Source organism: Colwellia sp. F1 (genome assembly GCF_056238625.1).
This window is the reverse complement of sequence record NZ_JBWDLI010000002.1, coordinates 259,368-282,163: the sequence shown is the minus strand read 5'-3', so window position 1 is coordinate 282,163 and position 22,796 is coordinate 259,368. Positions and strand designations below refer to the sequence as shown.

At 40.9% G+C, this 22,796-nt stretch carries 18 protein-coding genes and 1 pseudogene; 9 read left to right on the top strand and 10 right to left on the bottom strand.

Annotated features, from left to right (window positions below):
- Positions 1–31: 31 nt before the first annotated feature.
- On the bottom strand, positions 32–1,915 hold the full coding sequence (locus AC0UA9_RS02935; protein WP_475656897.1) for a protein-disulfide reductase DsbD: 1,884 nt from the start codon (positions 1,913–1,915) through the stop codon (positions 32–34).
- A 443-nt stretch (positions 1,916–2,358) separates the two neighbouring features.
- Between AC0UA9_RS02935 and AC0UA9_RS02930 the strand changes: the two genes are divergently transcribed.
- The 3 genes from AC0UA9_RS02930 (at position 2,359) to groL (ending at position 5,144) form a co-directional block, all read left to right on the top strand.
- Entirely contained in the window at positions 2,359–2,907 is a 549-nt protein-coding gene (locus AC0UA9_RS02930; RefSeq protein ID WP_475656796.1) for an FxsA family protein, read from the top strand.
- A gap of 104 nt (positions 2,908–3,011) precedes the next feature.
- Entirely contained in the window at positions 3,012–3,302 is a 291-nt protein-coding gene (locus tag AC0UA9_RS02925; RefSeq protein WP_475656794.1) for a co-chaperone GroES, read from the top strand.
- Positions 3,303–3,485: 183 nt separating this feature from the next.
- Positions 3,486–5,144 carry a chaperonin GroEL gene (gene groL / locus AC0UA9_RS02920; RefSeq protein WP_475656792.1) on the top strand — a complete coding sequence of 553 codons (1,659 nt, stop codon included), beginning with the start codon at positions 3,486–3,488 and terminating at the stop codon, positions 5,142–5,144.
- Positions 5,145–5,479: 335 nt separating this feature from the next.
- On the opposite strand, the gene AC0UA9_RS02915 is transcribed toward groL, so the two are convergent.
- Positions 5,480–5,644: a hypothetical protein gene (locus AC0UA9_RS02915; protein ID WP_475656789.1), complete on the bottom strand. Its 165-nt coding sequence runs from the start codon at positions 5,642–5,644 to the stop codon at positions 5,480–5,482.
- A 185-nt stretch (positions 5,645–5,829) separates the two neighbouring features.
- Here AC0UA9_RS02915 and AC0UA9_RS02910 point away from each other — a divergent pair, with 185 nt between their 5' ends.
- The 3 genes and pseudogenes from AC0UA9_RS02910 to AC0UA9_RS02900 all read left to right on the top strand — a co-directional run bounded on the left by AC0UA9_RS02910 (position 5,830) and on the right by AC0UA9_RS02900 (position 9,013).
- The gene (locus AC0UA9_RS02910) at positions 5,830–6,210 is read left to right on the top strand and encodes a tyrosine-type recombinase/integrase (protein WP_475656787.1); all 381 of its coding nucleotides are present in this window, start codon (positions 5,830–5,832) and stop codon (positions 6,208–6,210) included.
- A 299-nt stretch (positions 6,211–6,509) separates the two neighbouring features.
- Entirely contained in the window at positions 6,510–8,069 is a 1,560-nt protein-coding gene (locus AC0UA9_RS02905; RefSeq protein WP_475656785.1) for a Fic family protein, read from the top strand.
- 119 nt (positions 8,070–8,188) lie between these two features.
- Positions 8,189–9,013, top strand: a pseudogene (locus tag AC0UA9_RS02900) (TorF family putative porin).
- Between the two features lie 54 nt (positions 9,014–9,067).
- Here AC0UA9_RS02900 and AC0UA9_RS02895 read toward each other — a convergent pair.
- The 6 genes from AC0UA9_RS02895 to clrA form a co-directional block, all read right to left on the bottom strand.
- Positions 9,068–10,924 (bottom strand): WD40/YVTN/BNR-like repeat-containing protein, encoded by a 1,857-nt coding sequence (locus AC0UA9_RS02895; RefSeq protein ID WP_475656782.1) that lies wholly within the window; start codon positions 10,922–10,924, stop codon positions 9,068–9,070.
- Positions 10,925–10,986: 62 nt separating this feature from the next.
- Complete coding sequence (locus AC0UA9_RS02890; protein WP_475656778.1) at positions 10,987–12,075, bottom strand: P-loop NTPase; 1,089 nt, start codon at positions 12,073–12,075, stop codon at positions 10,987–10,989.
- Between the two features lie 116 nt (positions 12,076–12,191).
- Positions 12,192–13,055: an ethylbenzene dehydrogenase-related protein gene (locus AC0UA9_RS02885; RefSeq protein WP_475656775.1), complete on the bottom strand. Its 864-nt coding sequence runs from the start codon at positions 13,053–13,055 to the stop codon at positions 12,192–12,194.
- Positions 13,056–13,083: 28 nt separating this feature from the next.
- Positions 13,084–13,827 (bottom strand): molecular chaperone TorD family protein, encoded by a 744-nt coding sequence (locus tag AC0UA9_RS02880; protein ID WP_475656772.1) that lies wholly within the window; start codon positions 13,825–13,827, stop codon positions 13,084–13,086.
- A gap of 10 nt (positions 13,828–13,837) precedes the next feature.
- Positions 13,838–14,818, bottom strand: coding sequence for a chlorate reductase subunit beta (gene clrB, locus AC0UA9_RS02875; protein ID WP_475656770.1), 981 nt, complete (start codon positions 14,816–14,818; stop codon positions 13,838–13,840).
- The gene (clrA, locus tag AC0UA9_RS02870; protein WP_475656766.1) at positions 14,815–17,601 is read right to left on the bottom strand and encodes a chlorate reductase subunit alpha; all 2,787 of its coding nucleotides are present in this window, start codon (positions 17,599–17,601) and stop codon (positions 14,815–14,817) included. Before clrA ends, clrB begins: the two co-directional genes overlap by 4 nt.
- Before the next feature lie 438 nt (positions 17,602–18,039).
- Here clrA and AC0UA9_RS02865 point away from each other — a divergent pair, with 438 nt between their 5' ends.
- The 3 genes from AC0UA9_RS02865 to AC0UA9_RS02855 all read left to right on the top strand — a co-directional run bounded on the left by AC0UA9_RS02865 (position 18,040) and on the right by AC0UA9_RS02855 (position 19,619).
- Positions 18,040–18,375, top strand: coding sequence for a c-type cytochrome (locus AC0UA9_RS02865; protein ID WP_475656763.1), 336 nt, complete (start codon positions 18,040–18,042; stop codon positions 18,373–18,375).
- A 147-nt stretch (positions 18,376–18,522) separates the two neighbouring features.
- Positions 18,523–18,975: a disulfide bond formation protein B gene (locus AC0UA9_RS02860; RefSeq protein ID WP_475656759.1), complete on the top strand. Its 453-nt coding sequence runs from the start codon at positions 18,523–18,525 to the stop codon at positions 18,973–18,975.
- Positions 18,975–19,619 carry a DsbA family protein gene (locus tag AC0UA9_RS02855; protein WP_475656755.1) on the top strand — a complete coding sequence of 215 codons (645 nt, stop codon included), beginning with the start codon at positions 18,975–18,977 and terminating at the stop codon, positions 19,617–19,619. The genes AC0UA9_RS02860 and AC0UA9_RS02855 overlap by 1 nt, the downstream gene beginning before the upstream one ends.
- Before the next feature lie 83 nt (positions 19,620–19,702).
- Here AC0UA9_RS02855 and AC0UA9_RS02850 read toward each other — a convergent pair whose 3' ends face one another.
- Together AC0UA9_RS02850 and AC0UA9_RS02845 are read right to left on the bottom strand one after the other, a co-directional pair.
- Positions 19,703–21,283, bottom strand: coding sequence for an AbgT family transporter (locus AC0UA9_RS02850; RefSeq protein WP_475656752.1), 1,581 nt, complete (start codon positions 21,281–21,283; stop codon positions 19,703–19,705).
- A 426-nt stretch (positions 21,284–21,709) separates the two neighbouring features.
- Entirely contained in the window at positions 21,710–22,714 is a 1,005-nt protein-coding gene (locus tag AC0UA9_RS02845; protein ID WP_475656748.1) for a LacI family DNA-binding transcriptional regulator, read from the bottom strand.
- Positions 22,715–22,796: the final 82 nt, after the last annotated feature.

Here is a 22,796-nt window from a genome sequence, read left to right as displayed (position 1 = left end):
ATCAAATCATTCATATAGAGACAGTTGGCCATTAAAAGATTGCGTTAATATGTGCACTAAACTTATCCGCATCCATAAAGCCAGTGACCCGTTGTCGCGTTAACTCGTTACCTTTTAAATCAAAAAACAAAATTGACGGCAAACCAAATACGCCAAAATGCTCCATTAATTCAACATTTGGCGCAGTACCAGTTTTGGTTAAATCGACTTGCAATAAAACAGAGTTAGCCAGCGCTTGTTGTACTTTTGCATCAGAAAAGGTGTATTGCTCAAATTCTTTGCAGGCAACGCACCAATCAGCATATAAATCTAGCATAACTGTTTTTCCGGCATCATTAGCCTTAGCTATAGCAGCTTGTAAGTCTTTTAAGCTTGCGACCTGCGTAAAATGTTGAACGGCTTCTTGCGCGTTTGTCGTGACAGCTGTACTGTTGTTGACACGATTATTAAGAGAAGCGCTGCCATAAGGGACAAACAGCTGATAAAGCATATTAGCACCAAAAAATAACATTAAAAAAATCAATAGTGAGCGCAAGCCAAAACCAAAGCCTTTCGTTGTACCAGGATGGCTATTCGCCGATGCATTATAATTAGCTACGTATAAATAACTTGCTGCAGCGAGTATTAATATGGCCCATAATGCTTGTGTCGCTATTGCTGGGATAAGCCGCTCTAATAAGAAAATAGGGACAGCGAGTAGTAATAAACCAAAAATATTCTTTATAATATTCATCCATGCACCGGCTTTAGGTAATAATTTACCACCAGAGCTACCTAGCACTAATAAAGGTAACCCCATACCTAAGCTTAAGGCATACAAGGCAGATGCCCCTAAAACAACATCACCCGTTTGTGATATATACAACAAAGCCCCAGTTAACGGTGCGGTTGTGCACGGTGATGCCACTAAACCAGAAATCACCCCCATAATAACAACACCTACAATAGAGCCGCCTTTTTGTTTGTTACTTAAATTATTTAAATAATTTTGCCAACTCGCAGGTAGCGCTAAATTGAATAAGCCAAACATAGATAAAGCTAAAAATATAAACAAAAGGCTGAGGGCTATTAATACATAGGGATGTTGAAACATGGCCTGAAACTGTGCGCCAGCAAGCGCAACCACAATACCAAGTAAGGTATAGGTTATCGCCATACCTTGTACGTAAAAGAAAGATAAGGTAAAAGCTTTCTTGGTGGTTAGTGGTTTCGCGTTACCCTTGCCAGCACCAACAATTATGCCTGTTAATATTGGGTACATTGGAAACACACACGGGGTAAAAGCAAGCAACACTCCGCCAACAAAGAAAGCTATTAAAGTTAGCAATAAGCTATCTTGTTTTAGCATATCAGCAAGTTGATGCTGCTCACTAGCCTTTGCTTGGTTGGTTTCCTTTGCTAATAAAGCGCTACTATTGCCGTTGTTTAAAGCCGACAAAACAGCGCCTGGTGCATTTTTATTTGCCTGCTCAAGTACTTGGTCTAGTGAAATCTCTTTCTTTGTTGGTGGGTAACATAAGCCTTTATCGGCGCAACCTTGGTAACGTATAGTGAGTATCGCATTTTTTTCAGCTTGTTCAATTGGTAAAGTGAAGCTTAAAGCAGTATTAAAAATTTGTTGTACGCCAAAGAATTCGTCTTCGTGCTCTATGCCAGGTGGTAAATCGACATGGCTTAAACGAGCTTTGTCACTCGTGAATGAAAATTGATGACGGTATAAATAATAACCCTCACTAATATCAAAACTAATGTGAAGCAGGTCATTTTCTTGATTAAAGTTGAAAACAAATGCTTGGTCTACTTTTAAAAATTCATCATCATTACTAAATAATGATGCACTTGAAGTGTCAAAAATAGAAGCCTGCGCGTTATTCACGGTTAATTGAAGACAGGTTAATGTTATTACTAATACCAGCAACGTCTTCACATAAGTGTTAAAAAAAGAGAATGGAGTTGTCATTAATACTACTTTAAATATTCACTGATCCAGTTTAAACAAGAGTGATCACCTTGCTGGATATTCAAAGCAATCACGTGCACTACATCATAATCATCTCGATAAGGATGTATATCCAAAACACCTCAGCGCTTAGACTTCTCTCTTGAAGTGGCTGGATATTATTCATTCTAGCATTTAATTGGATAAGGTTATTACTGCTAAGGTATAAGCGTTAAAAAATCATAGCATGATCCACCGATAATGATGCCTTATGCTATTTTCATAAAAACAAGCAAATAACACCAGTAATATAGGCAGTTAAGTGAAGTAAATATGATCTAAGCCAGTAATAAATATATCTTGTGCTTGAAAAAGACCTGTTGAACCCAATATATCTTACAAAGAAAACAGGAGTCTTTATGTTTCGCCTATTATTTGCACTATTTATTATCATACCTATCATAGAAATTACAGTGTTAATGCAAGTTGGAGAATTGATAGGTCCGTGGCCAACGGTGGCTATCGTTATAATGAGTGCTTGGCTTGGCGCAAAGTATGTGCGCCAGCAAGGCTTGGCAACAATGCAATCAGTACAAACTAAAATGGCACAAGGGGAAATGCCCTCAAGTGAAATAGTGACAGGCTTAGTGTTGTTAGTGGCTGGGGTGCTTTTAGTTACACCAGGCTTTGTTACTGACTTTTTTGGTTTGATGCTCCTCATACCGGGTGCACGTCAAGCGTTAGCAAAAGCAGTACAAAAGCGCATGAAAACTCATCAAACACATAGCTTTGGCACACATACGCACTTTCATTCCTCTACTTTCACCCAAGAAACGGGTTATACCTATGAAAATGAGGTGAATAATGAGGAAGCTAGCGCAGTTGCTTTTATTGAAGGTAAGGCTATTTATTCGGAAAAAAATCCCCATCAAAGTGATATAAAAGGTGACGGAAAACGGAAAGATTAATAATTGCTATTTTTAGTCTAAAAAACACTTGTGAAGTGTTTTTTTAGCCCCATTTACTATACATCAATAAATTTGTTAAAACTAACACTCTTAGGAGAGAATAAATGAGTATTCGTCCATTACATGATCGCGTAATTGTTAAACGTAAAGAAGTTGAATCTAAATCAGCTGGTGGCATTGTGCTAACAGGCAGTGCAGCAGAAAAATCAACACGTGCTGAAGTGATTGCTGTTGGTAACGGCCGTATTTTAGAAAATGGTGATGTACGCCCTTTAGACGTAAAAGTGGGTGATCAAGTTATATTTTCTGAAGGTTATGGCATTAAAACTGAAAAAATTGACGGGGAAGAAGTATTGATTCTTTCTGAATCAGACATTCTCGCTATCGTCGAATAATTAAGATGTTAACTTGTCGTTACTGTTTCCCAATAACGGCATAAAAGTGCTCACTGGCTAACGTTAGTACCGCACTTTCTCTTTGCTCTTGAGCACAGTTGCTTAAGAGGAAGTTTAATCGATACATATATTGGGCATCGTTTAAAAACGGTGTAAATAAACAAAATTATAGGAATAGATAACATGGCAGCAAAAGATATTTTATTTGGTAATGATGCACGCGTAAAAATGCTTAATGGTGTAAACGTGCTTGCAGACGCAGTAAAAGTAACCTTAGGGCCAAAAGGTCGTAACGTAGTATTAGACAAATCATTTGGTGGCCCATCAATTACAAAAGACGGTGTGTCTGTAGCCAAAGAGATCGAGTTAGAAGATAAGTTCGAAAACATGGGCGCGCAAATGGTGAAAGAAGTTGCGTCTAAAGCTAATGATGAAGCAGGTGATGGTACAACGACTGCTACTGTATTAGCACAAGCGATTGTTAATGAAGGTTTAAAATCAATTGCTGCGGGTATGAACCCAATGGACTTGAAACGAGGTATCGACAAAGCGGTTATCGCAGCTGTTGAAGCATTAAAAGAAACCTCTCAGCAATGTGCAGACAACAAAGCGATTGAACAAGTTGGGACTATTTCAGCCAACTCTGATGATACTGTAGGTAAAATTATTGCAACCGCGATGGACAAAGTGGGCACTGAAGGCGTTATTACCGTTGAAGAAGGACAAGCATTAACAGATGAGCTTGACGTTGTTGAAGGTATGCAGTTTGACCGTGGCTACCTGTCTCCTTATTTCATGACTAATCAAGAAAGTGGCACCGTTGAGCTTGAAAACCCATTCATTTTATTAGTTGATAAAAAAATCTCTAATATTCGTGAATTGCTTACTACTCTTGAAGGCGTGGCAAAAGCTGGTAAGCCATTATTAATTATTGCTGAAGACGTTGAAGGTGAAGCCTTAGCGACATTAGTTGTAAACAACATGCGCGGTATTGTTAAAGTAGCAGCTGTTAAAGCGCCTGGTTTTGGTGACCGTCGTAAAGCGATGTTGCAAGATATTGCCACACTAACAGCGGCAACGGTAATTTCTGAAGAAATAGGCATGGAGCTTGAAAAAGCATCGTTAGAAGATTTAGGCCAAGCAAAACGTGTTGTTATCTCAAAAGACAACACTACGATTATCGACGGTATTGGTGAAGAAGCAGACATTCAAGCACGTGTTGCTCAAATTCGCGGCCAAATTGAAGAGTCATCTTCAGACTACGATAAAGAAAAACTGCAAGAGCGTTTAGCTAAACTTGCTGGCGGTGTGGCTGTAATTAAAATTGGTGCAGCAACAGAAGTTGAAATGAAAGAGAAAAAAGCCCGTGTTGAAGATGCATTACATGCCACACGCGCAGCCGTTGAAGAGGGCGTAGTTGCTGGTGGTGGTGTTGCATTAGTTAGAGTTGCAGACGCCATTAAAGACCTTGAAGGTATCAACGAAGACCAAACACACGGTATTAAAGTTGCTATTCGCGCAATGTCTGCACCATTACGTCAAATTGCGACTAACTCAGGCGACGAAGCCTCAGTAGTATTAAATCAAGTACGTACTGGTGGTACAGGTAACTACGGTTACAATGCAAGTAACTCTACTTACGGCGATATGCTTGAAATGGGTATTCTTGACCCAACAAAAGTAACACGTTCAGCATTGCAATTTGCAGCATCAGTAGCCGGCTTAATGCTAACAACTGAAGCGATGATTACCGATGCACCCGTAAAAGATACTGGTTCAGCCCCTGCAATGCCTGATATGGGCGGCATGGGCGGCATGGGTGGTATGGGCGGCATGATGTAATAGATTTTACATCTATAACTGAAGTTCTAACCATTTAAACGAAAGCCTGAATAGTGATATTCAGGCTTTTTTATTAGCTGTTTATTAATCTCTAGGAATATTTTTATTATGTCTTAATTGATACGAAAGCGGAAGTTTTACTATTTCGTTTTTATGACTTTTCTGTGCGCTAAGGTAACATTAACTATTTCAAATATCAGGATTACTTACAGTCAGCTTAATGTTGTATTGCTGACATAAATGGTAATGAATAATTGAGGGGGTATTTGACTAATTTAACCCGAGGGGGCATTGTCATAAATAAAAAAGCGTCCTTAATCTACGAAGTTCTTTGGTCAGCCGAGACTTACGAAGCCTACCTTTGCAGCGCGATTTGTTTCATTATTTGAAGCAACAGTCGCTTTACTTTGCTCTTCAATTATTTTAGATGGAATATCTAACGTGGTTGTTTGGCTTTTATTTGAGTTACTTGTGCTTGGGTCGAATTGCTCTACGGTCATGTGCTCTCTCAACTTGAACTGTATAGCGTTGTCGATGCATTAACTTATCGTTTAATAAGGTATTACAGCGTCATAAATGGTGGTTTAACTGCCTTTAGTGCAAATTCAGGGTCTTTGCTTAGGCTTTAATGAATTGGGCGAGATTATACAGGAGAATATTTAGCTTGTCTTGATAGTTGACTATCATGCGCGCTTACTTAAAACTTATTCCAAGGGTGCTTCTGCGGCTAAAAGAAATTAGAGGGCTTAAATGGGAGTATGTTGACTTTGAGGAAAAGCTGATACGGATTCCCGTAAAAGAAATGAAAAAAGACCGAGACCACCTTGTTCCGCTTTCTAAACAAGTCATTAAGCAGCTTGAATATATTTATGTTGAAACAAGGTATTCACCTTATGTTTTTCCAAATAGCCGTGACAGCAGTATGCCTATGAGTAAAAATGTAATGACAAATCGATTACGAGACTTGGGATATTCGGCCGATGTTATGTCAGCTCACGGTTTTAGAAGCACGGCTTCAACAATTTTGCATGAACAAGGGTGGTCGCATGACGTGATAGAAGTGTAATTAGCTCACCTAACAGGGGCACGTGCATACAACCGAGCTATATATGTACCAGAGCGTAAAAAAATGATGCAAACGTGGAGTGATTACCTAGAAGAACTTAGTTTACAAAATAAAAAGTAAGTGAAAAGTTGAAATTCACTTTAAAAACTAAAATTATAAGTGTTTTGTTTGATTTGTAAGTGTAATTTACATATTGTAAGTGTTTTGTAAGGAATGAACATTTCTTGATAGAAAAAGCACATACATAAGTACTTTATACAGAAAGTATTGAATAATTCACTGAATAAGTAAAGTTTAATATGACACCACTTGGCTATACCTACTTAAATCAATACTACAATTTATTGCTACCAAAGCTAGATGTTGAAGTATATCAAGACCCTCAAGCCGATACTGAAAAGTTGATCTTCTATGGCGCGTCAAAAAGAAAAATTATACCGGGTTCGCGTAAACAAGCAGAAACGTCTTTTGAACATATGGTATCAGCAATCAAATATCAGGGTATTCGACTTCATTTTTTTGCCGCTATTTTTCAGAAAGTAGATGTAAAAGCACTAACTGCTTTTATCGAAGATAAGCCTAATTCAAAATACAACAGAGTCATATGGTATTTATACGAATGGTTAACAGAACAAAAACTAGACCTGAACGATTTAACCAAAGGTAACTATATTCAACTTTTTGAAGATGAATTTTATTATACGTTAACTAACGGAGATAAAGATAAACGTACTCGTGTTATTAATAATGCTATTGGCACAAAAGATTTTTGTCCTACTTTCCGAAAAACGAAAGAAGTAAAAGCACTAGAAGATATAGACGTTTATCAAACAGCATACGCTGAAATGCAAAAAGTTGGCGACCCGCTCACTGCCGATGTATTAGGTCGCTCGATAAATTATTTATATACAAAAGAAACAAAATCATCAAACGAAATTGAACGAGAAACGCCAGATAAACACAAGATGAAGCGTTTTTTAAATGCCATCAAAAATGTCGGTTTGTTTGAATTAACAAAAGAAAAACTCATCGATTTACAAAATAAAATAGTAGAAAAGAATAAACAAGCTAATGACTATCGAACAGACGAAATCTATGTAGGTACTACTATCTATCGTTCAGCTGGAATAGATGAAGATGTACATTATATCGGCGCACTAGCTAAGCATATACCTAGTATGATGGAAGGATTACTAAAAACGCATGAACGACTAATGATAGATTCAGCAGTGCCAGCATTAATACATGCCACCGCTATATCATTTGGTGAAGTTTATATACATCCACTTGATGATGGTAATGGTCGAATTCATCGTTACTTAATTCATGATGTTATGAAGCAAAGAGAGCCTGAGTATAAATTTATCATTCCCATTTCAGCAGCTATATTGAAAAATCAAAAACAGTATGACTCTGTTCTTGAAACAATTTCACGCCCTATCTTAGCAATGCTGGATTGGGAGCTTGATAGCGAAAATAATAATAAATTAATCGTGCACAACGATATTGACTATATGTACCGCTACCCTGATTACACAGAACACGTAAAATTTGTGTACGACATGATGAACAAAGCTATTTCAAACGAATTAGTAGAAGAGATTGGCTTACTTGTCGTTTTTGATGCTATCAAAGGTGCGATCAATGATCTAACAGACATACCAAATAACACGTTAGATAAAATAACATCAATTATCATAAACGGTGGCGGCAAAGTTTCAAAAGCTAAGCAAAAATTAGTACTATCTCATATAGATCAAGAGAAGCTGGTTTTAATTGAACAGCTATCAGTTAACTTAATCCAAGCAATGAAAAAAAGGATTAATATTGACGTACAACAGTTAATGACAAAGGAGTAATCAAAATGGAATTTATGGATACGGGAATTTTTACTTTCACGTCTTTTGCTTGACCAGGGTCAATAACGATCCTCCCCTTATAGATGATAATTTGCACTTACTATTTAGGAGCGTAAATTATGAAATTTAGTCGAATAACAAGCTTCATTGCTTCTGTATTTTTAACTGCATCCCTCAGTGCTAACGTTAGTGCTCAGGCAAGTCTTTCTGAAGAAGATAATTTAATTGCTGGAGGTAAAATAAGCACGTGGGTAGAGTTTGCCAGTGACTATGTCTTTCGTGGAGAATCAGAAACTAATGATGGGCAAATTCCGTCATTGAAAGGGCAAATAACCTGGGCTCATAATAGTGGATTTTACACTGGCTTTTATATGGCTAACGTACTGTTTCCGGGTGAAGATGAGGCGGCAGCCTTTACTAACCCCAAAATTAACGGTATTTATGGTATTACGGGTGGGTATGCGGTCAATGATATTGGCGGAAGCGGTATTAATTACAATGGCTCTCTATTTCAGTATATATACCCAAGCGATAGCCCATCGAATTATTTAGAAATGTTTAACTTTGTTGACAAGTAGTTTGGCAAGGTTAATCTTAAATTTGAGTTTTCACCAACGCTTACCGAATGGTTTGGTATTAAAGACTTGATGTCATGGCATCTGGCGACGCATGTTGCGCTATCACTGCCACACAAGTTCACGCTAGCAGCATCTATTGGTTATCAAGGTTTTGATTATTCTGGCGATGCCGGCTATGAAGATATAGCAAGCCTCGATTGGACGCACTGGAATATAGGGGTGAGCAGACCTGTATTAGGCTATTTGCTTGACTTAAGGTATTACGACACAGATCTAGATGGTTACCATGCCTTTTATGGTACGAATACTAATTCAAATCAAATATTTGATAACCGTATAGTTGTTGCGATTTCAAAAACATTTTAATGCATTGGCACTTATTTAGCACCGCCCGAAAGTTGCCTCAACTTTCGGGCTTTATTATGCTAGCCGACGCAGAATGACTCCTTTGTCACCTACTGCAAAGATACCGTTGCTCTGAGTCACGCAAACGGCACGTAAACCTGCATCTGTGCCACTTTCCTCAGGTGTTAGTTGGCCACTTTTAAGTCGTAATATACGCCCTCGAGTACCTACTATATAAGCACCTTGTTCGGGGGAGCCATCAATAGCCAATAAGTCGTCTTGCATGCGGGTAGCCATTTTCTGCCAGCGTTGACCATTAAAGTGTGACAAGGTGCCTGACAAACCCACTGCGTAAATATTGCTTAAACTATCGCCCCACACATCATAGATAAAGTTTTCTGTGCCTACGTTAAAATCGGTCCATTCGCTTCCGTTATATCGAAGTATTAGGCCAAAATCGCCTGGCGCTAGCATGTGTTTTTCATCCCATGCCCAAATGCTGTACAACGCTGACTTAGTGCCACTTGATAAGCGCTCCCAACTTAGTCCATTATAATGCAGTACTAGCCCTTCATCACCAACCGCATAAATAGCGTCAGGGCCACTAGCCCATAAGGCTAAAATGGTAATGTCTAAATGCAAGTCAAAATGCAATGTCCAGTGTTCGCCACCAAAGCGATATATGCGTCCAAACTGTCCTGCAGCGAATAAACCGTTACCGGTATCCACCAGACAATGCACAGTCAAGTCACTTGGTGCTGGTAAAACTTGCCATTTATCATTATATCGCCGTAATACCGTACCTTCTTCACCATAGGCATAAACGCTACCATCAAGGCCTTCGGTGACGCCCCACAACTGCCGATTAGTCGGAGCCGCTAAGGTATCCCAAACACTTGTTTCTTTTGCTTGTGCAGGTAAGGCAAGTACTTGAGTAAAGTCTTCAGCTGCAGTCATTATTGTGCCAAAATCACCTACAACAATCGCTTCGCCTGTTGGCATCACTACACTGCTCATCAAATCGTGATGGGTGTTACTCTCTAGTTTATCTAAGCGTAAATCATTTAAATAGTATAAATGACCTCTATCACCAGTAATTAAAACGCCGCCTTTATAGTGTTTAAGTGAACGTATACGGGGCATAGTTTGATTAAACTCTAACGCTTGAAAAATACCATTTTTATAGTGTACTAATTCACCTTTAAAGCCACCTTGTTTCACAAAATAACGTCCACCTGCTAATAGCAAACTACCGTCAGGCATCTGTAACATGGTTTGAAAGCCTGAGCCATAAGGGCATTCTACTTGCGTCCACTCACCATTTTCTGCACATTTGAGCACTGTCCCTTCACCACCGGCTGCATATACTGTATTGTCAGCGGCGCATAATACAGTGCGAAGGTTCATTGTTGTTGGGCTCGCTTGTGTTTGCCAGTGATGGCCATCAAAATGGAGAATAACCCCATCATCACCCACTGCCCAAGCTTGACCTTTTAGGTTGCCGTCAATTGCAAATAGGGGCGTGTTTTCTTGGCATGCAGCAAAGCGCTCGGTATGTTTATCAATGAGTCCGCCGCGTAGTTGTTGCCATTCTATCCCGTTATAGTGCAGTAAGCAGCCCATCCAGCCAACTGCAAATATGTTTTTAGGAGAACTGCCCCATATAGAATGTAATGGTTGGCGCACGGGGACAGACATTTGTTGCCATTGCGGGGTATTGTCAGCAACGGTGGCATCATAGTGTAATATTTTACCTTCATCACCCACGACAAATAGTTCACCCTCGCTCGTCCAACCTGACCACAATACGTCACCATCTCCGGCACCAACTTCGGGTACTCTGTGCCACGGTGCGCGATTTGGGGCTTTAATATCAGGTACAAATAATTGCTTGAAAAATCGGCGACGATCGGAAGGGGTTGACTCAGTCATTGTGGTGTACTCTCAAGTAAAAGGGTGAAGCTTAATAGTAATGGGGGTGAACAACACTTAACTTAGTGATTGGTGTTGTTATCTAACATAGTCTGAAGCTGTTTACGCAACTCTTCTCTTTGCTCAGAAGGAACTGCATTAAGGGCTCTTTCTAGCTGTGAGGCGGATACACCAGCTTGCTTGAACTGTGCAAGAGATTGTGTTGCCGCTTCTGCAAATACAGCTTTTGTGTAAGTTATGCAGGCCTCTACGGCAGGTGCAAAGGCAAGCGCTTCCGGCCCTTGTGGGTCAGTTAAAACTACCGGTACACCTGAATCGGAACCGCTTGATAAAGCCAGCGATAATGGAATTTGCGCGACCGAACTTACGTTTGATACAGCTAAAGCTTGTGCTAAATGTGCTCTTGGAAATACATGGAAATGACCGCTGCAATGAGGGCAGGTTACGCCGGCCATGTTTTCAACTACGCCGATTAAGGGCAGGCTCCGCTCTTGACAAAAGCGCACGGCCTTCATGCTATCCATTAACGCTACTGCTTGTGGGGTGGTGGCTAACAGTGCAGCAACATCATGGCCCTCTAACAAGTCAGCTAGGGTGATCAGTTCATTGCCTGTTCCAGGCGGCATGTCAATGATCAAGTAATCTAATGCCCCCCAATCAAAAGAGCCTATTAGATGATGCATAAAGTCGTGCTTGTATGCATCACGCCATACTATAGGGGTGTCGTCACGGTCCATCATGAAAGCCAGTGAGCCTACTTTTATTGGTTGCTCAATACTGTCGTATTTGAACTCGTGGGTCGGTAATCCATTTTTACTTAACCGTACGCGTTCACCAACAAAACCAAAAAACCGGCTTTGGTTCGGACCATGCACATCAGCATCAGCGACACCTACTTTATAACCTTTTGCGGCTAAGCCAGCGGCCAAGTTGGCGGATACTGTACTTTTACCAACGCCACCTTTGTTTGCCATAACCATAATAATTTGTCCCATTTTTGCTAAACGAGACTCAATCAAGCGTTTCTCATGGTGTCCCTTATCAAGCTTACAGGTGTTTTCCTCAGGGCAAAACTGGCAAGCATGACCACGTTTGCAATCATGTGGGGAAACAGCAAGTGGGTCAGAGCCAGGAAATTGAGTAACAGACATTGTTTCAACCTTATTTTTTATGATAATTCTCAAGCTAGCAGTTAGGCTATGTGAAGCACAAGCCTACTGTTAACTTAAAGCCGTTAAGTGCAAATATATTTTTCGGCAAATGTAGTTTAACAATCATCATCATTTTGCCAAAACCATAGCCAACCGCACTTTTGCTCAGTCTCTTTGGGTTTGGTATTCTTTGTGACGTCATTAGCCCCAGTGTCGAGTATAATCCAAGTATGGCTTACGCGTTTATTTCCGTCTCTCTCTTCCTTACTTCCTTGCCATAAAGCAAAGGCGATTGGCACTTGAGCGCTAGTAAAGTCGACATCGTGCTCGTTACTTGCTTTTAAAGGGCGTGACATAACGACATGCCATTCGTTATCACGTTCTCGTGTCTTAACGATATAGTCACCTGTACCCGTTACGTTCTGACTCTCAAGGATGGTTGTGCTGCCATAGCCTCCCGCGGCTAAATTTTCAACCGTATTTGTATCTGCTTTCCAATACCAAATGTTAACTGGCTTGTCATGGCCTGAACCCATCATATAAGATGTGTCTTGTCCATTAAGTGCATATTGAATAGCTACAGCGTCACGAAACTCTTCAACTGTACTGTTACGATCTTCAGTTTTATCTCGCCAATTAAAGCGCACATAAAGCCTTTTGTTTGAGCGTGCAATCTGAAAATAGAGGTTTTGCATTACAGTAGCATCGTCATTAAAGCGTATCGTTGCTGATTGGTGCACCGGTGGTGCTATTGATAGCTTGGTACCATAGATAGGCACACGGTCCCAAATGAGATCATCGGGATCATTTTGTCTGCGCAAAAAAAGATTACTTGGGATTGGTGTAGCTTTTATGGTATCACCTGGTTGCACTTGCTGGCTGTTCGGGTTTAATGGGCTGTCGTCGGCCATTAATGCGCTGCTTGTTATGACAAGTGTTAAACAAAGAGCGCTTTTCTTGAGGTAGTGGTAGATGTTCACGGCGTAACTCCTTATTATCGAGGCTGATTTAGTCCCACAGTGATTCACTGCTAGTGGCAACTGAAATTCGATCAGATGTTGGCTTAATACTCGGCCCTACTTGAGATTCAAGTGCTAGCTGTTGTGTGCCTACCCAACCCGGTAACACCTCAATGAGATGCGCGATGTTAGGGTCTAAACCGTACTGACTCTCTCTAGCGTATGTGCTTCGTAATTGTTGTAGCATAGGTTGCAGATAGCGCGCCAAAAAATCTCGCTGCGCTCGTTTATAGGGGGTAGCATCACGCTCATTCTCCAGTGCTTCGACTTCTAAATGGCATAATAATGCACAAAACTCGAGCATTGATACCAAATGATCTGGCTCGTCTTGCACACCTTCATCATCAACCGCCGCTTTTACACCAAAATGACTATAAAATGCTTGTACATTTAACATGAAGGTACCCGGTGTTTGCCCGTTAACAAGCCCCTCGTAGGCACTTGCTACTAAGGGCACTCTAGGTTTGCCGCGACGACCATGTATAAATGTACTCATGTAGCCTACTTCTAGGCTGCTTACATTTTCGCTAATATCAAACACAGGCCATGGTTCGTAGCCTGAAGCTTGCCATGCATTATCGAGCGCCTGTTGCAAACGGCCTTCTTCTAGTGCTTGTTGCGTTTCTTGCAGCGGATATGCAAACATTACAGCAGACAAGCGATAAATCGCTTGTCGTGCTTGTGCGTAGTCACTTTCACGCTGTTGCTTCGTTCGAATCTTCAGTGTTGTCATTACATTAATCCTAGCTTAACTTAAACATTTCAGCGTGCTTAAAGCCTATTAAAGTGTCCATCAACTCGCTGTCTAGGCCTTTTGCTTTGCGTTCTCTAGCTTCGGCTAAGGTGTCTAATACTTCGCCTACTCGTGGCCCAAACAGGCTCTCAAGATACGATAAAGGAATACGTGACTCATCTAACTGTTCGCCAGCAGGACCAAACTTAGGCGGCGAAGTAGGTGGCACATAAAACACATTGGGCTCTGTTCCCCATTCAGCGTGCAGTGGTAAAGCAACCTTGTATTTTTCTACCAATAGGTGAATAGGGCCTTCTTCGTCATCCCGATAGCCAATCCAACGTATTCGTCCTACGCACTGCTGTGCACACGCGGTGGGTAGGCCTTTTTCTATGCGTGGATAGCAGAAAATACACTTCTCTGATTTAGAAATTTCCTCATTAAAATAAACTTTTTTGTAAGGACACGCATTTACGCAGTAGCGGTAACCGCGGCAGCGCTCTTGGTCTACCAGCACAATGCCGTCTTCTTGGCGTTTGTATATTGCATTACGTGAGCAAGCAGCTAAACAAGCCGGATTGGCGCAATGGTTACACAAACGAGGAAGATAGAAGTAGTAACTATTAGGGTAATCACCTGCGCCTTCATCTTCATCCCAGTTTACGCCCCAAGTAGGTTTAACATTAGGACGTAGCCAAGGGTCGGTGCCTGTCATTAACGCCTCTTTATAGTTGTACTCCCAAGGAACGCCATAATCTTCTTGGCTAGGCTGGCGGCCTAAACGTAGTGCGCCGTCTTTATCAAAACCGCCGCCCATTTTTTCATAGTTTTTAGGGTAGCCAGTACCAGGTTGAGATTCTACGTTGTTCCAGTACATTGATTCACGGCCATTGCGGTTAGTCCACATTAACTTACATGCGGCGGTACATGTTTGACAACCGATGCATTTGTTTAAGTCGAGTACCATGCTGAGTTGGCGTTTAACGGTCATACTAATTTCTCCTTAAGGTCGCCTGGGAACAGAACATCTTCAGATTTCGCTAACTCTAAATCGTAGCAACTCTCATGAATATGCTGGTTAGCGTTCCACATGCAATATAGGAATTTCAAATGTCCCCACCCACCTACAAGCTCAAGTGGCTGTAAGAATATAGCATTGGATATATTCATATTCTTTCGTTGAATATACTGATGAGGCTCCCAGCCATGTTCCATCATAATTGAGTTAACCGGAATGCTTGGGTAAAACTTTGCTTGGGCATAAAAATCACCATTTGCATTAAATAGCCTCACTCGATCACCGTCTTTTACGCCTTTCTGGGCAGCTAATTGTGGGTTGATATAGATATTGGGTTCGCCACGTTGTAAACGTAACAAAAATTTATTACTACGCCAGTTTGAGTGTATTCCCCAACGCGCATGAGGTGAATAAAACTCTAATGGATAATTAGAGGCTTTAGGCCCTGCATGTAAACGTGCTGTAGGTACCGTTGATTTTAGCCTTTCAAATCGTGGATGATCGCAATAGAAAGTGATGCGCCCTGTTAGGGTATCGTATGGTTTTTTACCATCAGTTTGCGCGGTAAACGGATTATATGGCTCGTCTTTTTTCAACGGTTGATTTAACCCCGCCTTTTCATTCATTACGAAGAAACCTTGTTTAGCGCCTCCCTCTAACGTTGCGCCGCCAAGCTCAGGCGAATTCTCAACAATATACTTGGTTACATCATAATCAGTGTTTAACATGCCATTTTTGGTAAAGTCATCGTGAATCGTATGGAGATCTCGGGTTACCTCACCGTCAGGATAAGAACTTACGCCGCGAGCTAGAGCGCGCTCTTGAATTTTCTTGGTTAATAGCGCCATAATATCCCAGTCAGGCTTAGACTCGCCTACCGGCTCTACCGAACGAGTAAACACGTTCACGAAACGGTGGTAGCCTTGAGAGCGCAAATCCCAAGCCTCGTAGTGACTCGCTGCGGGTAATACATAATCAGCCCACTCTGCCGTTGAATCCATGCGCACATTTACGTTTACGTACAACTCTTTGGCTTGACGTAAATGCTCTTCACGATACTTATTCGACATTTTGTTACGGCGGAATGTGTTGTCAGCCACTGTAATCATGCCTTTTATTTCGCCGTAGTAGGGCATCCAACCTTTTTCAAGAGACTCATCCATCATCTCTTCCATCTCGTCAAGGTCAAAGCCCACACGTTCTTTTAGTTTTTTGTTATCAAAGTGCTTACGCGCACCTTCCATCATGCCGCCGCGTAAAAATTCACCTAAACCGCCCGCTTCATAGCGTGCTGATTTTTTCCCATCAAAGGTAGCCAGTTCTGTCCAAGCAGGGTGGTTCCACACAACCCAAGAGGTATCTAAACCACCTGTTCTGCCGCCATGCCCAGTCAGTGCTAGTGCTAAGGCGTAACCCCAACCAATATATAAGCAGTTTGAATAACTGGAAGTAATGTAGCCAAGCATAATAATCGCTTTTTTAGCCGCGGCTAAGTGACGTGCTTCTTGACGTACAATATCAGGGTGAATATTGGTGTATTGTTGTGTTTCTTCAGGCGAATATTTAGCCGCTTCTTTTTTTACTTGTTCAAATACCGTGGTAACCGCAATACCTTCAACTTCAAACTCGCCTTCTATAGCGGGGTCGATATTGCCAAGTTTTAGGGTTTTAGTTTTGTCACCCATTGAGCCTTTTGCTTTAACCGCTTTGTTGGTATTTAAATCCCAGTGGTAAAACACCTCGTCAGAGCCGTCCTCTTCAAAGTCAATTTCGCGTAACAACTTACCGTTGTCTTTACGCACTAACATAGGTAGGTCAGTTTGTTCTTTTATAAAGTCAGGTTTAATTAAACCTTCTGCTATAATGACGTGAACAAACGACATGGCTAAAAACGGATCTGAGCCTTGTGTAATGGGCATCCATAGGTCGGTATGGATAGCGCTAGGGTTGTAATCAGGTGCTGTGCTGGTAATACGCGCGCCGTTGTATTTTGCTTCCCAAATGTAGTGCGCATCAGGAATACGGGTGGCGTTTGGGTTTATCATGCCTAACATAATGTAGTCAGCGTCAAACCATGCATCAGACGTAAAACTCTCAAGCGGGTTGCCGTAGGCTAAATGCGCACCGGTGTTTAAATCACCCACCACGGTAAAACCATCTAACTGAATACCGCCTACTAAGGAAGAGAAACGGTTAGGTGCCGAGTTTCGCACCATTGTTTGGTTGCCAGAGCCTTGGTGTGTTTTCAGTGCGCCTGGTCCGTATTTTTCAAAAATATCAATGATTTTATCAGCGATTTCTTCTGTTGCTTGATCCCAAGAAATTCGTTGCCATTTACCTTCACCGCGCTCACCGGCTCGTTTCAGTGGATAACGTAAACGGTCGGCCTCGTACATGGAAGTGGAGTGAATAGCACCTTTTTGACAACCACGTGGGTTTGCGTCGGGTACGTTTTTATTTACTTGAGGGTATTTAGCGATTTGCTCTTCACGAATAACGATGCCATCTTTAACATAGACATTCCACGCGCAGTTGCCCATGCAGTTGATACAATGTGCAGCATGCCCAACCGTGTCCCATTGCCATTCGTCTCGGTATAAGTCTTCCCAACCACGGTAAGGGTATTCGTTTGCTAAGGTATCGCCTATTGGCGCTAATCTATTAAGTCCCCAAACATTGCCGCTTAACATTACACTGGTGCCTGTTAGCCCCAGTCCCTTAAGAAAATCTCGGCGCTTTAGCTTAAACATTCCCATGATTTTTTCCTCATCGACTTTAGTGGTTGACTCAACTATCTTGCAAAGTGCCAAGTTTATAGAGCAGCAGTGTCACCTTTTATTTTGATAATGCACTTAGCTGGTTTGGCTCTCGACTTTGTTAAGTTTTGCAAAACGTCAGACATACTGACTTCTACATGAAACCCAATTACATTAATGCATCAAATGAAAGACTAAACGATAAAATGCACGCATTAATTTACGCTATAATTGATAAGAAAAGAGTAGCAGCTAATGGTAGTGAACACCATATATTCACTGCTGTTCAGCGGTTTTTAGCCTGTTAGCTTGACTTGAATCAATGTATTGAGTTGTTTGAATTAAAAGCAATTGCAAATAGGCTAAATTAAGCTTCTACTTGGCTATAACCTTTACGTCAACACTGTGTTATTTCACATTTTATTATAGGGGAAAAACATGTTTTTTAAATGGAACCAAATCTCGCTCGCCATATTGGTGTTAGGCATGCTGGCGCTACCACGTGTAGCTGAGGCGCAAATCGTCGGGGATGCAAAAGCGGGTGCAAATAAAGTTGCTGTTTGTGCGGCTTGCCATGGCGCAAATGGTAAGTCAGCGGTCAGTATGTACCCTAACTTGAATGGACAATGGGCCGACTATCTAGTTAGTGCACTTAACGCTTACAAAGCCGGTGAGCGCACAGGTGGCATGACAATGATGATGGCACCTCAAGCCGCTAATTTAAGTGAGCAAGACATTGCCGATATTGCGGCTTATTATGCTGCACAGGAATAAGTAATCTTAACCAATTTACTCGGTATAGACTTTTTACCATTTGTTTATTATCGGTACTGTTATATACACTAAGGAATTATGATAACCTTTGAAAAAGAGAACAACCGACTTTAATTAGCCAAAACTTTAAGCGAGATTATTAATAAAGTGACACAAGATAAAATATCAACTAAGAATCCAGCGGGGTTGGGTTTAATTTTTATCTGCTGGTTAATTGCGATGGCGGCTTTATTTGGCAGCTTGTTTTTTAGTGAAGTTATGGGGTTAAAACCTTGTGTGCTTTGCTGGTGGCAGCGTGTTTTTATTTATCCGTTAGCGGTGTTGTTCTTGGTAGGCATGTTTCCTCAAGATAACAAAGTAGACCTTGCTGTGGTGCGTTATACCTTGCCTCTGGCCATTATTGGCTTAGGGTTTGCTGTATATCACTACCTCGTTTATATGGGGGTTATTCCTGAGTCACTCCAGCCATGCAGTGAAGAGTTGTCTTGTGCAAAAATCAACTTGGAGCTTATGGGCTTTATTACTATTCCTATGCTCTCTATTTTTGCTTATAGTGCCATCATTGTGCTTTTATTTACTTATCGAAAAAGGTTTTGTTAATGAAAAAAAATATAATTGTTGTCGCTACGGCAATTTTTTTTATTGTGTTATTTATTGTGGCTGCGACCACATATAACAACCATAAAAACAAAGAACTTAGCAGTACGTCGCAAAAAAATAGTGAGTATATAGAGCGCGAACACTCACCCATGATGGGGCCACCTGACGCTAAGGTAACGATTGTTGAATTCTTTGATCCAGCCTGTGGAACCTGCAGTGCATTTTATCCTTTTGTTAAGCAGTTGATGAACGAAAACCCTGGTAAAGTGAATTTGGTCTTGCGTTATTTACCATTACATCAAAATTCAGATGTGATCGTTGCCATTTTAGAAGCCTCTCGTTTGCAGGATCGTTTTTGGCAAACGTTACAGCGCGCTTATGCAACGAGGGATTCATGGATAGAACATCATGTTTCTAACCCCGAAAAATTTTGGCAGCAACTAGACGGTCTTGGTCTAGATATGAACAAATTAAGAGAAGATAGCCAAAGTGCTGAGGTTTTAAGGCGAGTAAAGCTCGACATGTCAGATGCGAAACAGCTTAATGTGAATAAAACCCCTGGCTTTTTTGTTAATGGAAAACCACTTGTTCATTTCGGTTATAAACAACTTCAACAACTTGTTGTGTCAGAAGTTAATCAATAAAAATAATTAGAAACACGCACCGCACTCTTATTCACAGTGTGGTGCGTTAATATAAGCAATAGTATTAAGCCTACTTTTACTCACTATGGTTGAAAATATATAGGAGAGCCAGGCCCAACCGGTAAGCCAAAAGCAAATACCCAAAGATAAAATAACGCTATCCAACCAACTAAAAAGGCCATGCTGTAAGGTAACATGGTCGCGATTAATGTACCTATGCCAACATCTTTTTTATACTTAGCCGCTACGGCGAGTATTAGACCAAAATAGCTCATCATTGGTGTAATAAGGTTGGTGACTGAGTCGCCAATGCGGTATGCGGCTTGTATGGTTTCTGGTGCATAGCCAATTAACATTAACATAGGCACAAATATTGGTGCGGTTGCGGCCCATTGCGCAGAAGAAGAGCCCAATGTCAGGTTAATTAAAGCACACATTAAAATAAACAACACAAAGACTTCTGGCCCTGTCATACTTAATGCTTGTAAGAATTCAGCACCATTAATAGCCAAAATAGTGCCTAAGTTTGTCCATTTAAAAAAGGCAACAAATTGCGCAGCAAAAAATACCAGCACAATGTACATGCTTAACGAGCTCATACTTTTACTCATGGCATTAATAACGTCACGGTCGTTTTTCATGGTACCCACCACTTTACCGTAGACAAAACCTGGGATAGCAAAGGTGATAAATATAAAGGCAACAATGCCTTGTAAAAATGGCGAGCCTTTGACCAATCCTGTTTCAGGGTTTCTTAAAATACCGTCGGCAGGCACAATGGTAAGTGCTAATAAAATTACTAAACCTAGGAAAGTAAGCCCAGCATACATTAACCCTTTACGCTCAAGAGGAGAAAGGTGAGCAATGTTTGAATCAAGTGGTTCACTGGCTTCATCATCGCTGTATTTCCCCAGTCGTGGCTCTACCACTTTTTCAGTTATGAACGTGCCTAGTATCGCGATCAGAAAAGTAGATACCATCATAAAGTACCAGTTAGCTTCTGGTCCTACTTGGTAATTTGGGTCAATCATTTGGGCTGCCGGCGTTGTTATGCCTGCTAAAAGAGGATCAATAGTGCCCAGTAATAGGTTAGCACTGTAGCCACCAGAAACCCCAGCGAACGCAGCAGACAAGCCGGCTAACGGGTGGCGACCTAAACTGTGGAATATCATTGCAGCAAGCGGGATTAACACCACGTAGCCAAGCTCAGAAGCGGTATTAGATAAAATAGCGGCCAACACTATCATAAAGGTCACGAAACGTTTTGACGCACCCATTACCATGCCACGAAGTGCTGCTGATAAAAGCCCTGAATGCTCAGCCACGCTTACGCCGAGCAAAGCCACTAAAACGGTTCCAAGTGGTGCGAAATTAGTAAAATTAGTGACTAACCCAGTGACGATTTTTTGTAAACCATCACCGCTTAACAAGCTAATTACCTCAATCACCCCGTCAGGGTCTCTACCCGCAGAGCCAATAGGTCGAGGGTCTATTGCACTTAAGCCAAACCAATCAGCAATGCCGCTAAAGACAATGATAAACAGACAAAATAAGGCAAATAATGTGATTGGGTGTGGTAGTAAGTTGCCCAAGTACTCTACCGATGCTAAAAATCGGTTAAACCAACTATCTTTTGAAGTTTGCTGTGTTGTTTTTACGTTCATAAATTTAGTGTCTAATAAATAAATCAAAGAGCGTAAGCTAACATTTTTAATGCTTACAAAGCGAAAAAAAAACGATGAATCGACTGTTTATGTCTTTGAACGTTAATTTATAAGCCAAGGTTAGTGTGAGTCAAGTCGTTGGTTTTAGCGTTTTTAGCTCAAGTAGGGCAGGTGAACACTCGTATAGTAAATGAATACTGATGTATAAAAAAGGGAATGAATCATTCACTGAATAAGTAAAGTTCAATAAGGTAACATGCGGGCAATCAAAAGCTTTAATGGCATTAACTAACCAGTTGCCGGCTTAAGATACCTTTAATCACTTTTTTCGAGACGCTAGCTTAATCGTTTTTTGAAATAGCAAAGTAGATGAGCAGGCAGTGGCTTGATTATAAAAAGAAACGTGCACGTCGAGTCAATCTGACTTTATGGTATTTTAGCTAAAGAGTCTCGTAAGATCAGCGTGGGTTCAAACGAGTGGTTTACTACTAGGTCTTTATGTTGATAAACATTTTTAAGTACTAATTTTGCAGCCATGTGTCCCATATCATAAATAGGGTTGTCTATGGTTGTTAGTTTTGGGTAAATGTGGCGCGAAAAAATAATATTATCGTAGCCGATAATTGACAAGTCTTCTGGTAATGCTAAACCATGTTCACGGGCATACGTCATGGCACCTGAAGCCATTTCATCATTGCCACAAACTAACGCGGTGAAAGGTGTTTTTTCAGTGATAAACTTTTTAAGCCCTTCTTTGCCGCCATTTTCTTTAAAGTTACCTTCAAAATATAAGGCGTCGTTAAAGGTCAGGTTTTGCTCAGCTAACGCTCTTTTGTGGCCTGTTAATCTGTCTTTTGAATCAGGTTTAAATTTGGGGCCTGAAATATAAGCAATTTGGGTATGGCCACTATCAATAACCGCTTTTGCAGCGAGATAGCCGCCAAGTTCATTATCTAAGTAAATGCAGTTTGCTTTGAGTTTTTTAACAATTCTGCTCATCAAGTAAATCGGTGTTTTACTCTTATTTGCCTGTTCAATTAAGTATTCATCGGTGACGCCTTCTACATGTATTATAAGCGCGTCGCAATTGCGTGAGATTAAAAAATCAATGCCTTCTTTTTCTTTATCTTCTTCACTGTGCCCTGTTGTAATAATAACATGTTTGCCCGCAGCTCTTAGTTCAGACTCAATGCCAGCCATCATTTGACCAAAAAACGCCCCGTCTAATTCAGAGACTAATATACCCACACTGTTAGTGCGGTTAGAGGCTAAGGATTGCGCAATAGAGTTTGGTCGATAGCCTAGCTCGAGCATAGCGTCTTCAACCTTTTTACGTGTTTTATCACTAACACGTGTATTATTGTTTATTACTCTTGAAACTGTTGCTAGTGAAACACCTGCCATGCGAGATACTTCATATATTGTTGCCATGTGTTTCCTAAATTGCGCAATTTAATGTTAAATAGAGTTTATTTGTAAGAAAAAACTGTTAAGAAAAACTCTAATATACGGT

Excerpts from the sequence above, each read along its gene's own strand:
- AC0UA9_RS02930 (WP_475656796.1), top strand. The coding sequence starts at position 2,359 with ATGTTTCGCCTATTATTTGCACTATTTATTATCATACCTATCATAGAA.
- AC0UA9_RS02925 (WP_475656794.1), top strand. The coding sequence starts at position 3,012 with ATGAGTATTCGTCCATTACATGATCGCGTAATTGTTAAACGTAAAGAA.
- groL (WP_475656792.1), top strand. The coding sequence starts at position 3,486 with ATGGCAGCAAAAGATATTTTATTTGGTAATGATGCACGCGTAAAAATG.
- AC0UA9_RS02915 (WP_475656789.1), bottom strand. The coding sequence starts at position 5,644 with ATGACCGTAGAGCAATTCGACCCAAGCACAAGTAACTCAAATAAAAGC.
- AC0UA9_RS02910 (WP_475656787.1), top strand. The coding sequence starts at position 5,830 with ATGCGCGCTTACTTAAAACTTATTCCAAGGGTGCTTCTGCGGCTAAAA.
- AC0UA9_RS02905 (WP_475656785.1), top strand. The coding sequence starts at position 6,510 with ATGACACCACTTGGCTATACCTACTTAAATCAATACTACAATTTATTG.
- AC0UA9_RS02895 (WP_475656782.1), bottom strand. The coding sequence starts at position 10,924 with ATGACTGAGTCAACCCCTTCCGATCGTCGCCGATTTTTCAAGCAATTA.
- AC0UA9_RS02890 (WP_475656778.1), bottom strand. The coding sequence starts at position 12,075 with ATGTCTGTTACTCAATTTCCTGGCTCTGACCCACTTGCTGTTTCCCCA.
- AC0UA9_RS02880 (WP_475656772.1), bottom strand. The coding sequence starts at position 13,827 with ATGACAACACTGAAGATTCGAACGAAGCAACAGCGTGAAAGTGACTAC.
- clrB (WP_475656770.1), bottom strand. The coding sequence starts at position 14,818 with ATGACCGTTAAACGCCAACTCAGCATGGTACTCGACTTAAACAAATGC.
- clrA (WP_475656766.1), bottom strand. The coding sequence starts at position 17,601 with ATGGGAATGTTTAAGCTAAAGCGCCGAGATTTTCTTAAGGGACTGGGG.
- AC0UA9_RS02865 (WP_475656763.1), top strand. The coding sequence starts at position 18,040 with ATGTTTTTTAAATGGAACCAAATCTCGCTCGCCATATTGGTGTTAGGC.
- AC0UA9_RS02855 (WP_475656755.1), top strand. The coding sequence starts at position 18,975 with ATGAAAAAAAATATAATTGTTGTCGCTACGGCAATTTTTTTTATTGTG.
- AC0UA9_RS02850 (WP_475656752.1), bottom strand. The coding sequence starts at position 21,283 with ATGAACGTAAAAACAACACAGCAAACTTCAAAAGATAGTTGGTTTAAC.
- AC0UA9_RS02845 (WP_475656748.1), bottom strand. The coding sequence starts at position 22,714 with ATGGCAACAATATATGAAGTATCTCGCATGGCAGGTGTTTCACTAGCA.